The sequence below is a fragment of the Methanomassiliicoccales archaeon genome, assembly GCA_026394375.1.
Taxonomy (GTDB): Archaea; Thermoplasmatota; Thermoplasmata; order Methanomassiliicoccales; family UBA472; genus JAJRAL01.
In genome coordinates this window covers 45,145-58,864 of sequence record JAPKYJ010000003.1, presented here as the reverse complement: position 1 = coordinate 58,864, position 13,720 = coordinate 45,145, and the positions used below count along the sequence as shown (strand labels likewise).

The following is a 13,720-nucleotide window of genomic DNA, read 5'->3' as shown; positions in this document are numbered from 1 at the left end:
ATAATAATTAGTTCCTAGCCTTGCCGGCCTTTGTTCCCTGATCCGAAAACCTCTGCATCAGCACGAGATCTGCGTATTCCTTGGCCAGGGCAACCCGACATTCCCCTATTTTGACCAAAAGAGGTCCGCCAAACGGAACGTGCTCCTCCAACGACACCTCTCTTCCTGGAACGAAGCCCATGGAGATGAGGCGCCGGATGCTGGCCGAATCCTCGCACTTCAGATAGATGATCAAGCCCTTCTCGCCCGCCTTAAGATCTCTCAGTGGCACGGCGGGGTCGCCCGGGCAGTTGATGCAATCGCCATCTTCGCACTCCGGGATGGGATCTCCGTCCGGACAGTATCGTGGATTGTTCGTGATCTGGCAGATCTTCCTCTCCGACTCATCAGAGATGACGTGCTCCAAGCGGCAGGCTTCCTCGTGGCTCTGGCTGCGCCGGACCCCGACCACGTCCACCAGGAATCGTTCCAGCAGCCGGTGCTTCCGCTTGATCTTGCGTGCGATGAGCAGCCCTTCGTCAGTCAGCGATGCACCCTTGTATTTCTCGTACACGAGGTATCGATCAGCGGCCATCTTCTGCACCATCTCCGTCACACTGGCCGGGGCTACCTTCATCTTGGCCGCGATGTCGCTCGTCCTCGCTGTTGAACCCTGCCGTGTCAGGTCATAGACGCATTCCAGGTACTCCTCTGCGATTTCGCTCAGCATCAAAGTCAACCGAGGGAGCATTCTCTATTAAACGATTTCGGATGACCTAAAATAAGGAACGAAGAGACTCCAGTTCCGTGCGATATCCTAAAGGATGCTTCTCATATGTCCTTGAAAGGCACGATGTCGCAGCAAGTACAGGCATTGCACATTGTCTGGAACGTCAGAGTGCTCAGGCCGTGCATCTCAAGGATCCTTCTGTGCCCTTTGGCTAGATCGAGCATTCTCTCAGGCTCCAGATTCGGGAGCTGGCCCAGAGCCTCCTCGAGCGACTCGCGGTTCAGCTCGTTGACACGAAGAGGTCTTAGAGTGGCTACGACCCCTATCCTAGCCAAAGCTTCCACCCCGGCAAGCACGTTCTCGTCGCTCTCCCCCAATCCGTAGATGATGTTGGAGCACACCTTGCCTTTGCCGAAGATCTTCACCGCATGCTCCAGCGCCTGGAATATCCAATCGAGGTCCAGTTCCCCGCAGACCTTCTGGAAGATCTCTCGGTCAAAGCTCTCGACGTTGAGCTTGATCTCGTCCGCCCCCGCCTCTTTCAGCTGATCGATCTGGTCCAACTCGTCGACGTAGGGCTCCACCCCGATAGGAACTTGGGGCAGGGACCGGCGGACTTCGCGAACGATGTAGAGCATCTTCTGCAAGGTCTGTTTCGGCGAGCCAACGACCGCAGAGGTGAGCGCCACCGCCTTGAAATCCGGGCGCTTGGACTGTTCTCTGACCAGATCCACTATCTTCTCTGGCGTGAGGCTTTTGGTCACTTGCTTCTCCAGCCGCCGGGAGGTACAGAACTTGCAGTCGTACATGCACTCGGTCTCGATGTTGTAGAACGCTTGTTCCGGTGAGTGTGCCAGCGTCGGCTGGACGTGCACGTGCTCGATGAACACCTCCCCCTCTCTCAGCAGCGCGAACTCCTCGCCCCGCTTGGCCAGTTCGAAATCGCCCTCCTCCCTGGAGATGGCCTTCTTGACTCGATGGCCCTCGAATTCCAGAACGATCCCGATGGACCCGGCCCCGGGACCGGCGGTGGAACGGCTGGGCAGGAAAGGCAGTCTCAGCTCCGGAGCGACCTTCACCTTGCCCCCTGCCAAAAGGATCGCTTTCTTGCGCGCGACTGACCTCATATTCGCTTCCATTTCGCGCCCTCGGCCGTATCTTCCAGCTTGATGCCCTTCTCCGCCAGTCGGTCGCGGATACTGTCCGCGAGGTCGAAGAGCTTGCGCTTCCTCAGCTCCTTCCTGACCTCGATGAGGATCTGAACCACGCCGTTCAGCGTCTCCTCCCCCGCTTTCTCCTGGGGCAGGATGCCGAGCACCTGGTCCGCCTCCTCCAAGAAGGAAAGGAGGTCACGCACTCCCGTCTGGCTCAGCTTTCCCTCCGCCTGCAGACGGTTGGTCTCTCTTGCCAGATCGAAGATGACCGCGATGGCCGCCCGCGAGTTGAAGTCGTCGTCCATCTCCTCGATGAAGTCCTTCCGGGCCGTTTCCACCAGCGGGCCAGCGTCATCCTCCCCTTTGGTCGTGGATAAGGTCGCCTTCAATTCGGCATAAGTGCCGTGCAGCCGCTTGAGCGAGGCCGCCGCCTCCTCCAGTGCCGCATCTGAATAGGCGAGCGGACCGCGGTAGTGAGTGTTGAGCAGGTAGAAGCGCGCCTCTTCCTTGGAATGCTTCTCCAGCACCTGGCGCACGGTGAAGAAGTTCTTCAGCGACTTGGCCATCTTCTCTTCTTGCACTTGGAGCATGCCGTTGTGCAGCCAGTAGCGGGCAAGCGGTTTGCCTGTGACGGATTCCGACTGCACGATCTCGTTCTCGTGGTGGGGGAAAATGAGGTCGTTGCCGCCTCCGTGGATGTCCAATGTCGCCCCGAACAACTTCATGCACATGGCCGAGCATTCGATGTGCCAGCCTGGCCGACCCTCACCCCAGGGGCTTGGCCATGATACCTCGCCCGGTTTCGCACCCTTCCAAAGCGCGAAGTCCGTGGGGTTCCTCTTTTCCTCATCCACGTCCACCCTCGCGCCAGCCTTCAGCTCATCGATCTTCATGCCCGAGAGCTTGCCGTAGTCCTTCACCCTGTCCATGGAGAAATAGACGCTGCCGTCGCCCGTTCTGTAGGCAGAGCCGGCGGCCTCTATCATCTTCACCAGTTCGATGATCTCCTGGATGTATTCCGATGCCTTGGGGTACTTATCGGCGCGCTTGACGCCCAGCGCCTCCGCCTCCTGAAAGTAGCGCTCGATGTACATGGAGGAGAGCTGCAGCGCAGGCACCCCCACTTCGTTCGCGCGGTCGATGATCTTATCGTCGACGTCGGTGAAATTGGTGGCGTGGACGACCTTGTAACCCTTGTATCGGAGGTAGCGGGCGATCATGTCGAAGACGACCATGTTCCGCGCATGCCCCATATGAATGTCATCGTAGACCGTGACGCCGCAGACGTACATGTTGACCTGATCATCGTTGAGCGGCTGGAAATCCTCCTTGCGCTTGGTCAGGGTGTTGTACACCTTCAGGCCCACGGCATCATTCCTCGCAGCACAGAACACGCTCAGCCTATTTCTCTTTTCTCCGCTCCTCCTCGAGGGCGAGCATGCGCTTCTCCAGTTCCACCATATGATGGTTGACGTCCACAAAGGCGTCCACCAATGGATCTGGGAGTTGATCGTGCCTTAGGTCGATCTTCATGGTCAGGCCATCCCGCTTGACCACTTTTCCCGGGACTCCGACCACCGTGGAGTTCGGAGGAACGTCCTTCACCACCACCGAACCGGCGCCGATCTTCACGTCGTCCCCGACGGTGATATCCCCTAGTATCACGGCGTGCGCACCGATGGTCACGTTGTTGCCGATGGTGGGATGCCTTTTCCTTCCCTTGTCCGCGCTCACGCCTCCAAGGGTGACTCCCTGGAAGACCGAGACGTTGTCGCCGACAATGGCCGTCTCACCGATGACCACGCCGACGGCGTGATCGATGAAGAACCCTTTGCCTATGGTGGCCCCCGGATGGATGTCGGCCCCCGTGAGCACTCTGGCGAAGTAGTTCACTGACCTGGCCAAGAAGAGATTCCCCTTCTTGTAGGCGTTATGCGAAAGGCGGTGCAGGAGAATGGCGTGCAGTCCCGGGCTGAAGAACAGCGCTTCCTTGTAGGACTTTGCCGCCGGATCCCGCTCCAGAACGGTGACGACGTCTTCCTTCCAGCTCATGGCGATACTTCATTTTGAAAACAGGTCCGTGCTCAAATACCTTTCTCCGGAGTCTGGCAGCAGTGTAACCACCGTTTTGCCAGGGCCAAGTTCCTTGGCCACCAGGACGGCCGCATGGACCGCCGCTCCCGAAGAGATACCGGCCAGGATCCCTTCCTCTTTGGCAAGTCGTCTCGCCATCTCCTTCGCCTCATCGTCGCTCACCTGAATGATCCTATCTAACATGCTCCGGTCCAGGACCTTGGGGACGAATCCCGCGCCGATGCCCTGTATGCCATGCGTCCCTGGGCTTCCTCCGGAAAGGACCGGCGATCCTTTCGGCTCGACCGCCACGATCAGACAGGATGAACGAGAGCGCTTCAGAACGCGGCCCACGCCCATGATGGTCCCGCCGGTTCCCACCCCGGCCACGAAAGCGTCCACCACCGGCTGGTCCTGCAGTATCTCTTGACCGGTGGTTCTCTCATGGATATCGGGATTCGAGGGGTTCTCGAACTGCATGGGCATGAATGAGTTCGTCTCTTTTCCGCAGAGTTCCTGGGCGCACGAGACCGCCCCTCCCATGCCTTCTGCCCGGGGCGTAAGCACGATCTCTGCCCCCATGGCCCGGAGCAGACGCTGCCTCTCCTGGCTCATGTTCTCTGGCATGGTGAGGATCAGCCTGTACCCCCTGACCGCACAGACCATCGCCAATCCGATGCCAGTGTTGCCGGAGGTGGGCTCGATGACGCACATGCCAGGCTTCAACCTGCCAGAGCGCTCGGCATCGTCGATCATGGCCCGGGCCACTCGGTCCTTGACCGAGGACATGGGGTTGAATGCTTCCAGCTTGCAGAACACTTCCGCCGAGCCCTCGGGCACGACGCGATTCAAGCGGACAAGCGGTGTCCGGCCTATGGTCTCCAGGATGCTGTTGCACTTCATCTCGCCACGCTCGGTCCAGAACGGAGACCACCTATTCTCCCGACGATTATTTTAACCCTGTTGCGGAGGACCGGGTCGATGCCTGCCCTTCCAGACCAGTGTACCGCTGATGATGACTGCCGCCAGGACGACACTGGCCCCTACCAGAAGGAGCGTATCGTCCCCGCTCGCCGCGGGCACGGGGGAGCCAGAGCTGATCCGCACCAAGCCCAGGAGCGCCACCTGCGTCTGCTGCTGCAAATATTCATTCGTCACCCAGCCCGTGGAATTCGCCCATGACCGACCGTCCCTTGGAGTGTGGATCCATCCCACTTCAGAGTCGTACCAGATGCCGTAATAGAGGATTGGCTGGGAGGCGAGCATCACGCTCTCTAGGACGGGGGGAACGGAGGCTATCTTCGCATCCAACCCCCAAGCTTGCTGATAGTAGCCCGCCGCCCATTCCGGGTCCAGGAACACGTCCTGGTCCGAGCCGCTGGGTTCCTCGGTCACGACGCTCACCCCCAGGTCCAAGGCGCACTGGAGCAGCACCTCGTCCAGGTCTAGCATGGAATCGGGCTCGGTGCGGGTGATGACCATGGTCCGGGCTCCTATGCAATCCAGGTTGATCACCGCCACCGCCTTGGATACCTCTGAAGGATGCATGCGCACGTAGTTGATCGATCCCACATAGCCCAACTCTTCCCCGGAGAAGGCCACGAATGTGATTGAGTAATGAGGATGGTAGCTGCCGTTGGCCTTAGCTTGGGAGAGGACCCGCGCGATCTCCAGGACCGAGGAGACGCCGCCGGCATTGTCGCAGAAGCCAGGCGTGAGCACGCTATCATAGTGCGCGGTCACCAACACCGACCTATTGGGCTCTATCTCGCCCTCGATCCTCGCGGCCACGTTGCACTGCTGAGCGTTGGCCAGTTTGCTTTCCACCTCCACGAGGGCTGTGGCATTTCCCTGCGCGATATCGCGCAGGAGCAGCCCCTCGGTGTAGTTCACCCCACCCACGGGCAGACCGAGGTACCAGAAGTATGGCCCGCTCTGGCTTCCCGGCTTCCCTCCGGCCGAGGAGCTGAACATGCCCTCCAACCCCGCCATCCAGTCATACCACCAAACGAAAACGACCGCCGCGGGACGTTGAGCGGTAATCTTGGCGATGAATGAGCTCTCCCAGGAAGAGACCCAGCGCACCTCCCTCCCGATGACAAGCACTCTTCCGGTGACGTCCACCTGATTCCATTCAACGGTGCTCAGAGGGTTCGCGCCGAGATCGGAATATGTTTCGGCTGGAGGGAGCGGAAGAACGGCCAGTGAAGCGTTGGCACCTCCCGAGGGCGTGGGCTTGCTCCAATGCTCGCAATTGAACGACATCAACTGCTCTCTGTCGTCCTGGGTCAGGTCCGAGCCGTCCCGGTCCACGACCAGCGATGGTCTGGAGGTCAGGTCCCAGGTCTTGAACGGGAAATACTCCTTGGCGGCAGATAGGCCAGCAGATACAAAGCTGGAAAGGATCCAGTCGGCGGTCTGGTTCGCTCCCAACGAGCCCGCCGAGCGAGAAGCGAAGTTCGCTTTGGCCAGGTTCTCCATGTGGGAGGCGTTGCGGGCGATGGATTCTCCTTGGATCTCATTCACCAGATCATGTTCGGCCTGGCTCATCCCTCCGGTCACTGCCAACGAGCCTGAGCTGGCCAGGGTGGACATGAAGCTCGAAATCGCTACCAGGAAGACGATGCTCACTACCAGCCCACGTCCAAGGAACGACACTCTCTTCCTCCCAAGCTGCTTCGAAGTTAAAATTGATGGGCGTCGATGCTATATGAAGCTCTTCGTTGCCAGCTTGCGAGTTCGCCCGGTCGCATGCCGAAGGAAGTGAGATAGGCTTTTATCATGGCTCGTCGAGTCTACCTACCATGGCCAAGTCGAAGGAGAAAGCCGAGAAGGCGGTCAAGGAACTGAGCGGCAAGATGTGCGGATTCACCCCGGCGACATTGCACCACATCAAACAGCACAATCCTGAGCTGGCCGTGCTCATCGGGGAGATGGACCGCATCATGGTGGAGGATGGCGCCCTAGACCGCAAAACGAAGCGACTTATCGCTCTTGCTTGCGTGGCGGTGCGCATGTGCGAGGACTGCGTCTATCCCCAGGCCAAGGTGGCCAAGAATTTCGGTGCTAGCAAGGATGAGATCGTGGAAGCGCTGCAGGTGGCCGTTTTGACCGGAGGAGTGCCCACCTGGTCAGTGGCCAAGAAAGGCATCAGCCAGCTCTTCGAGGAGTGGGACGAGGAACCGGCGGGCAGGTGCGCCCCCGGGAAAGGAAAGGGCAAACGCTGAGGTTGCATCACGTATGAGCCGTTCCCAGACCGCCGCGGATCACTAGGCGTAGCCTCGCTCTGGCAAGCATGGTCCAGGCTTTCCAAAATGCCTGATGTTGCCCTCCTGATCGTAGGAGAAGACTATATAATAGAAAAGCCACCAGTGGTTGAACTCCAGAAGACGCATGCGCGCCGAGCGCACATGCCTCTCGGGCACCACGATGACCAGCCGAGCCTTGTTGATGAGGGTGCGCAGGTACTCCTTCCTCCGCTCCTGTTTCTTCCATGACTCGCCGGTCTCCACGAACTCCTCACCGATCACGACCCCCTCATAGACGATGAGTATGTGAGCGCGGCCTTCTCCAATCATGGAGCAGGCGATCTCTGCGCCGGGAAAGGTCTCCTTGACCTCACCTTTGATCATCTCCACTCGCTTCCCGGCGACGAACTCCACCAATTCCCGGCCCTTCATGCGAAAGTGAGAACGCCCCCGCCGCTATTGATAGTTGAGCTTCCTTAGAACCGGATGGCGGATGGAGCCGGGACCGCGATTTGAACACGGGTATGCGGATCTGCAGTCCGCCACATGGCCGCTCTGTCATCCCGGCCTCGGCGTGGAACAGCCTTTACATCGTATATCAATCTTTTCCGTTGCGCCGACCTGCTGGTCCCCGAGGAAGGCAAGTATTTCCGTTGCTAGCGGATTAGAGGGCTTCGATGTTGCCGGACCACTGCAAGGACGTCTCGGTTCGGGAGGTCAATTTCGAGCTCACCCAGGAAAACATCGACAGACATGCCCTGGGAAAGAAGGCCTACACCCGCACCGATTTCATCATCCTGAGGAGCGGAGAGCAGCATGCCGTGGTCCGGGTGTTCAAGGAGGGAGGCACGGACCTCTTCCGACCCATCTGCGCGCATAAGGTCATTTCCCTGCCAGAGGACACGGTCTTCGTCAAGAACGAGGAATTGGATGTGCTGAGCCGATCGCAGATGGCCGGCGTGGCCCGACAGCACCCGGGCAAGACGGTGGTGGTGCAGGGATTGTTCAATCACGTCTCATTTGCGCAACAGACCGAGATCATCGAACTTCATGTGCTGGACGTCATTCCGCCTACTCCTTCCAAGCTCATGGTGCTGCTGGAGAAGGCCCTCTCCGCCGGTCTGGTGGACCTGCCTGTCGTTCCGGTCTTGGATGTGATCGATCTCAACCTGCTGGAGAAGCAGGTCGCCACTTCCAAGGTCATGTTCCCCTGCCGGGCGTCGGGCATCACCACCGCCAGAGAGGTGTTGTTCCTTGACGAGACACCGAGGTCGCCGAAGGATGTCACATTGGTCGGCTGCGACCTGTCCCGCCGCATCTTCCAATCGATCTACAAGGAGAAGCCGAAGTTCATCAACATGTGCGCCCGCGATCTAGCCCAGAAGGATGAGAGATACCGCATCATCAAGTGCTGCAAGGTTCGCGAAGGATTCGAACTGGAAGGCAAGACGGCGGTAGTCCCCTGGGGGGCGACGGTGAGAGAGGTGGCGGACGCGGTCAACGCGCTCTTGAAAGACGCCGAGAAGGTTGGCCAGAGGTCTTCATCGCCTTCCTAGCTCGGGCGAAGCACCGGAAGGCCTCTTCGCTCTCGCCCAGCATGAAAAGCGCCTTTCCCTTCAACTCCCAGGCGTCGACGTCTTCTTTGTATCTGGAGAGGTATTCGTCCAGCACGCCGAGGGCGGCCGTCGGCCTTCTCTCCTCCAGCAGCCGCTTCGCCCGACGAATCGACCCTTCCTCCAGCTCGATGATCGCTCTCATGGTCTCCTGGGCCTCCGTCCTTATCACCTCTATGGCACCTGGCGTCAGCCAGGGATATCGGCGCACCAGCGTCTGCATGAAATCGGATGCCTGGGGTTCGCGGAAGACGGCGGTATCGCGTTTGAATATCGACCGGGGCACGTTGATGACCAGCAGACCATGTTGGACCTGGATGAAATTGGGGTTGCCGTCGCTGCCAATGCGGAAGTCCACGGCGTCTCGTAGGCAGGTGGGGGGCATTAGCCTTGTCCCGGAACGGAAAGGTTATTTCGCACTAGGCAGTAAGGTCCACCCATGGAGCGATTCGCCCTCAGCCCCTACAATCCTAAGCTGGACCTTCACGATATCACCGTCTACGATTCGACCCTGCGGGATGGCGAGCAGATGCCTGGAGTGGCCTTCAGCCTGGAGCAGAAGGTGGCCATCGCCCGGAAGTTGGATGCCATCCGGGTCCCTCAAATAGAAGCAGGTTTCCCGGCGGTCTCGGAAGGCGAGAAGCGCACCATACGTGCCATAACCAAGCTCGGCCTGGACGCCGAAATCTTGGCCCTCTCCCGGCTGGTGAAAGGGGACGTGGACGCGGCGGTGGACGCGGGAGTGGATGTCGTCCTCCTGTTCATCGCCACCTCCGACATCCACCTGCGCTACAAGTTCAACAAACCGCAGGATTACGTTCTGGAGAAGGTCGGTGAGACCCTCGATTACTGCCGTTCTAGAGGTGTCAGGGCTGCGCTCAGCTGTGAGGACTCGACCCGCACGGAAATATCATTCCTGAAGCAGGTATACAGAGTGGCAGAGGAACGAGGCGCGGTCCGGCTGGGCATCACGGACACGGTGGGCTGCGCTTCGCCCGAGGCCATCTCCACCATAGTGAGCGAGATTACGTCCACCTTCAAGACCGGCGTCTCGGTGCACCTTCACAACGACTTCGGGCTTGCCTTGGCCAATGCCATCGCGGGTGTGAAAGCCGGCGCCAAGGCCGTGACCACGACCGTCAATGGGATAGGAGAACGGGCGGGCAACGTTCCCCTGGAGGAGTTCGTTTCCACGATGAAGTTCGTCTATGGTGTGGACCTAGGCATCGACCTGTCCGAGCTGAAGGAGCTCTCGGACATGGTAGCGGAGTACTCCAAGGTCCCGATCGCCAGGAACCATCCGTTGGTCGGGGAGAACGTGTTCTCTCACGAGTCGGGCATTCATGTGGCGGCGGTCCTGAACTGTCCCCTGACCTATGAGTCCATTCCCCCGGAGGTGGTGGGCAATAAGCGTCATCTGCTACTGGGCAAGCATTCCGGAGCGACCTACATCAGGAAGCGACTGGAGGACCTGGGGGTGGAAGCGAACGAGGAGCAGGTGGCGCGCATCCTGTTGAAAGTGAAGGCCTTGGGCGAGATCAAAGGCCGAGTGAGCGATGCGGACTTCGAGGAGCTGGTCAAAGAGGTTATGCATCCAGAGGAGCACTTCAAAGCTTGACCCGGCCGCCGCACTCGTCGCGCTTCCAGATGCCGAACTCGCTCAGATGGCGCAGCTTCTGACCCTGGAAGACCGGCCCGTCGGCACAGACCCGCAGGCCGTCGATCACACAGGAACCGCAGAGCCCAGAGCCGCATTTCATGAAGCGCTCCAGGGAGAGCTGACATGGCACATTCTTCTTCTCGCACAGCGCCAGCACGGCCTGCAGCATGCGCTCTGGACCGCAGGCGTAGACCATGTCGTAGCGCTCCTTTTCCAGGTGCTTGGCCGCCATCTCCACTACCGTACCTCTCATCCCCTTGGAGCCGTCGTCCGTGGACAGATGCACCTCTTCCGAGAGCGCTCGTGCCCTTTCCACGAAGATTAGCTCGGGGGCGGTCCTCGCCCCGATGAGGATGTCGACCCGCTTCCTGTCGCCGATGAAATCCGCCACCGGGAGCAGCGAGGCCATTCCCGTTCCCCCGCCGATGATCAATGCCCGGCCCTGCTCGACCTGGTAGCCGTTGCCGTAGGGCCCCCTAACACCCAGAAGCGAGCCTTTCTGGCATGCAAAGAGCGCTTTCGTCGCCATGCCGACCTCGCGCACCGTGATGCCCTTCTCTCCGTAGATGAAGGAGGCGGACATCGGTATCTCATCGACACCAGGTGCCCACACCATGAGGAACTGCCCTGGCATTACGGAACGGTCGAGCTCGAACCGGAGGGTGCAGACGCCCTGCCCTTCATGGGTGACGGATGTGACTGTGACCATATCTTGTCTAGCCATGGGCCACCCCCACGATGTCCCCGATATTCTCCAGGCCTTCTCTTTCCAGGTATTCCTGCAATCCCTGGACGATGACCTGGAACACGCTCAGGCCCTTTCGCCCGATGGCACTTCCGATCTGCACGGCTGTCGCCCCGGCCATCATATACTCGACGGCGTCCCTCCAGGACTCCACTCCCCCCACGCCGATGATAGGTATCTCCACCGCTTCATAGAGTTCGTATACGCAGCGCACCCCGATCGACCGGACGGCTGGACCCGATAGCCCTCCCACCTTGTTGGAGAGGATCGGTCTCTTCGCCTCGACCGAGATGACCATGGCCTTGAGGGTATTGATGGCCACGATGCCATCCCCTCCCGCCTCCTCCACCGCCTTTCCCACCTCGGTCAGACGGTGGGTGTTAGGGGTGAGCTTGGCCAGTACGGGGATCTTGACCGTCTGCTTGACCTCCCGGACGATCCTCCTCACCGCTGCGGGATCAACGCCTATCTCCATTCCCAGCCCCTTGGCGTGTGGACAGCTCAGGTTCAATTCCACTGCGGCCGCGCCGTAGTCCTGCATCTTCCAGGCCAAGAGGGCGTAGTCCTCGGGCGTCGCCGCGAACACACTTCCGATTATCGGCACCTTGGCCCCTTTCGCAACCAGCATCTCCTCCCTGTAGGCATCGATGCCTGGGTTGGGGAGACCCATGGCGTTCAGGTAGCCCTCCTCCAGCTCGACCAGGGTCGGGTTCTCGTAGCCCTTCCTCGGTTCCAGTCCCACGGATTTGGTGACGACCGCTCCCGCCCCCGCTTTGGCGATCGCCACCAGGGAGGCGCCGGTCTCACCCATCATACCCGAGGCGAGCATGGTAGGGTTCGCAAGCTCGAGCGACGCCACTCTCGTGCTCAACTGATTCATGATTTCGGATGAGGAACCTCGTACGTGGTATTGAATCCTCGTCCCTGCCTATTCCGATAATCACCCACCGCTTCCCGGAGGGCGTCCGGAGCGAGGACCGAACAATCCACCTTCTCCGGTGGCAGGCTGTCCAATGCCTCGGAAATGCCCTCCTTGGTGACCTTCAAGGCCTCCTCGATGCGTTTCCCCTTGACCATCTCCGTGAACACGCTGCTGGAGGCGATGGCCGCCGCGCAGCCGAAGACCTGGAACTTGATGTCGGTGATGATCTCGTCTTTCACTTTGATGGAGATGACCACGATGTCCCCGTCCACGTCATTGCTGAACTTGCCCACGCCGTCGGCGTCCTTCATCTCCCCCACGTTCCGGGGCTGGGTGAAGTGCTCCATTACTTTGGGGCCGTAGGCCAAGATCATCCTCCTCCCGAAGCTCCGAAGGTCATGGCACCCCGAGGAACGAGAAGCCTCAGCCTCTCCACTACCTCGGGAAGCTCTGCCAGAAACAGGTCCGCCTCCTCCATGGTGTTGAACTTGGACAGGGATATGCGCAACGAGCCTCGCCCCTCCTCGGGTCTGATCCCCAGTGCCCTCAGAACGTGGGATGTCTCTGTGCTGCGGGTGGAGCAGGCGGAGCCAGTGGATGCGGCGATGCCGCTTACGTCCAGGCTTAGGACCAGAGCCTCTCCTTCCACCCGATCGAAACGGAAATGCGCGTTGTTGCAAAGCCTTCTGTTCCTATGTCCGTTCAAGTGGCTTCCTTGGACCTTGGAGAGCGTGCCTTCGATGATCCTGTCGCGGATGCGCGACATTCTCTCCGCGCTCTCCTCCATCTCCGCCACGCCGATCTCTATGGCCTTCCCCAGGCCCACGATGCCAGGGACGTTCTCGGTGGACGAGCGAAGCCCCCTCTCCTGACCTCCACCGTACACCACTGGACGGAGCTTCACGTCCTTGCGGACGTACAGGGCACCTACGCCCTTGGGCCCATGGAACTTATGGGCGGAAATGGTCATGAGTTGGAGGTTGTCCTTGGATACATGCAAGGGAAGCTTGGTGATGGTTTGCACCGCGTCGGTATGGAATACCGCCCCCGCCTCTTGCGCAATGGCACCTATCTCCCTTATCGGCTGAATGGTCCCGATCTCGTTGTTGGCGGCCATGATGGAAACCATGATGGTCTCCTTGCTCATCGCCTCCTTCACCTTTTCCACATCCACCAGCCCCTGCCGGTCGATGGGCAGGTAGGTTACGCGGAACCCCTGGGCCTCCAGGAAATGGCAGGTGTTCAGGACGGCGTGATGCTCTATGACCGAGGTTATGATATGTTTTCCCTTGCCTTGGTTCGCATAGGCGGCTCCCTGCAACGCCAGGTTGTCCGATTCCGTCCCTCCGGAAGTGAATACTATCTCCCGGGCGGAGGCGCCTATGGCCTTGGCCGCTCTCTCTCTGGCACCTTCTAGGGCGTTATACGCCTCCCTTCCGAAGGAATGCATGCTTGATGCGTTGCCAAACCGCTCAGTGAAATAAGGCAGCATCTCCTCGAGCACTCTTGGGTCCACAGCAGTAGTGGCGCTGTTGTCGAAGTACACGCGCGGCGTTCGCTCCCTCCTCACCTGAATTCCATCTATTGCCTATTTAT

15 protein-coding genes and 1 tRNA gene are annotated in these 13,720 nt (G+C 59.7%); 3 read left to right on the top strand and 13 right to left on the bottom strand.

Features of this window, described 5'->3' with window-relative positions:
• Positions 1-7: 7 nt before the first annotated feature.
• The 6 genes from NT137_00375 to NT137_00350 form a co-directional block, all read right to left on the bottom strand.
• On the bottom strand, positions 8-709 hold the full coding sequence (locus tag NT137_00375) for a metal-dependent transcriptional regulator (GenBank protein MCX6651800.1): 702 nt from the start codon (positions 707-709) through the stop codon (positions 8-10).
• Positions 710-810: 101 nt separating this feature from the next.
• Positions 811-1,848, bottom strand: coding sequence for a radical SAM protein (locus tag NT137_00370; protein MCX6651799.1), 1,038 nt, complete (start codon positions 1,846-1,848; stop codon positions 811-813).
• Positions 1,833-3,230 (bottom strand): cysteine--tRNA ligase, encoded by a 1,398-nt coding sequence (cysS, locus tag NT137_00365; GenBank protein MCX6651798.1) that lies wholly within the window; start codon positions 3,228-3,230, stop codon positions 1,833-1,835. The genes NT137_00370 and cysS overlap by 16 nt, the downstream gene beginning before the upstream one ends.
• Before the next feature lie 34 nt (positions 3,231-3,264).
• Complete coding sequence (cysE, locus tag NT137_00360) at positions 3,265-3,915, bottom strand: serine O-acetyltransferase (protein ID MCX6651797.1); 651 nt, start codon at positions 3,913-3,915, stop codon at positions 3,265-3,267.
• 9 nt (positions 3,916-3,924) lie between these two features.
• A complete protein-coding gene (gene cysK / locus NT137_00355; protein ID MCX6651796.1) occupies positions 3,925-4,839 on the bottom strand; it encodes a cysteine synthase A in 915 nt (304 codons plus the stop codon).
• Between the two features lie 51 nt (positions 4,840-4,890).
• Positions 4,891-6,567 (bottom strand): M28 family peptidase, encoded by a 1,677-nt coding sequence (locus NT137_00350; GenBank protein MCX6651795.1) that lies wholly within the window; start codon positions 6,565-6,567, stop codon positions 4,891-4,893.
• Positions 6,568-6,740: 173 nt separating this feature from the next.
• On the opposite strand from NT137_00350, the gene NT137_00345 reads away from it, so the two are divergent.
• Positions 6,741-7,163: a carboxymuconolactone decarboxylase family protein gene (locus tag NT137_00345; protein ID MCX6651794.1), complete on the top strand. Its 423-nt coding sequence runs from the start codon at positions 6,741-6,743 to the stop codon at positions 7,161-7,163.
• A 42-nt stretch (positions 7,164-7,205) separates the two neighbouring features.
• Here NT137_00345 and NT137_00340 read toward each other — a convergent pair whose 3' ends face one another.
• Both NT137_00340 and NT137_00335 read right to left on the bottom strand, forming a co-directional pair.
• The gene (locus NT137_00340) at positions 7,206-7,616 is read right to left on the bottom strand and encodes a hypothetical protein (protein ID MCX6651793.1); all 411 of its coding nucleotides are present in this window, start codon (positions 7,614-7,616) and stop codon (positions 7,206-7,208) included.
• Between the two features lie 62 nt (positions 7,617-7,678).
• A tRNA-Cys gene (locus NT137_00335) sits at positions 7,679-7,752 on the bottom strand.
• A gap of 109 nt (positions 7,753-7,861) precedes the next feature.
• Between NT137_00335 and NT137_00330 the strand changes: the two genes are divergently transcribed.
• Positions 7,862-8,740 (top strand): hypothetical protein, encoded by an 879-nt coding sequence (locus NT137_00330; protein MCX6651792.1) that lies wholly within the window; start codon positions 7,862-7,864, stop codon positions 8,738-8,740.
• Here the strand turns inward: NT137_00330 and NT137_00325 are convergent.
• On the bottom strand, positions 8,682-9,155 hold the full coding sequence (locus tag NT137_00325) for a hypothetical protein (GenBank protein ID MCX6651791.1): 474 nt from the start codon (positions 9,153-9,155) through the stop codon (positions 8,682-8,684). The genes NT137_00330 and NT137_00325 overlap by 59 nt on opposite strands.
• A gap of 81 nt (positions 9,156-9,236) precedes the next feature.
• Here NT137_00325 and NT137_00320 point away from each other — a divergent pair, with 81 nt between their 5' ends.
• Positions 9,237-10,415: a homocitrate synthase family protein gene (locus NT137_00320; protein MCX6651790.1), complete on the top strand. Its 1,179-nt coding sequence runs from the start codon at positions 9,237-9,239 to the stop codon at positions 10,413-10,415.
• Here the strand turns inward: NT137_00320 and NT137_00315 are convergent.
• The 4 genes from NT137_00315 to nifS are packed head-to-tail and all read right to left on the bottom strand — an operon-like array spanning position 10,405 to position 13,694.
• Positions 10,405-11,181 carry a dihydroorotate dehydrogenase electron transfer subunit gene (locus NT137_00315; protein MCX6651789.1) on the bottom strand — a complete coding sequence of 259 codons (777 nt, stop codon included), beginning with the start codon at positions 11,179-11,181 and terminating at the stop codon, positions 10,405-10,407. The genes NT137_00320 and NT137_00315 overlap by 11 nt on opposite strands.
• The gene (locus tag NT137_00310; GenBank protein ID MCX6651788.1) at positions 11,174-12,082 is read right to left on the bottom strand and encodes a dihydroorotate dehydrogenase; all 909 of its coding nucleotides are present in this window, start codon (positions 12,080-12,082) and stop codon (positions 11,174-11,176) included. Before NT137_00310 ends, NT137_00315 begins: the two co-directional genes overlap by 8 nt.
• Positions 12,079-12,498, bottom strand: coding sequence for an iron-sulfur cluster assembly scaffold protein (locus NT137_00305; GenBank protein ID MCX6651787.1), 420 nt, complete (start codon positions 12,496-12,498; stop codon positions 12,079-12,081). Before NT137_00305 ends, NT137_00310 begins: the two co-directional genes overlap by 4 nt.
• Positions 12,495-13,694, bottom strand: coding sequence for a cysteine desulfurase NifS (nifS, locus tag NT137_00300; GenBank protein ID MCX6651786.1), 1,200 nt, complete (start codon positions 13,692-13,694; stop codon positions 12,495-12,497). Before nifS ends, NT137_00305 begins: the two co-directional genes overlap by 4 nt.
• Positions 13,695-13,720: the final 26 nt, after the last annotated feature.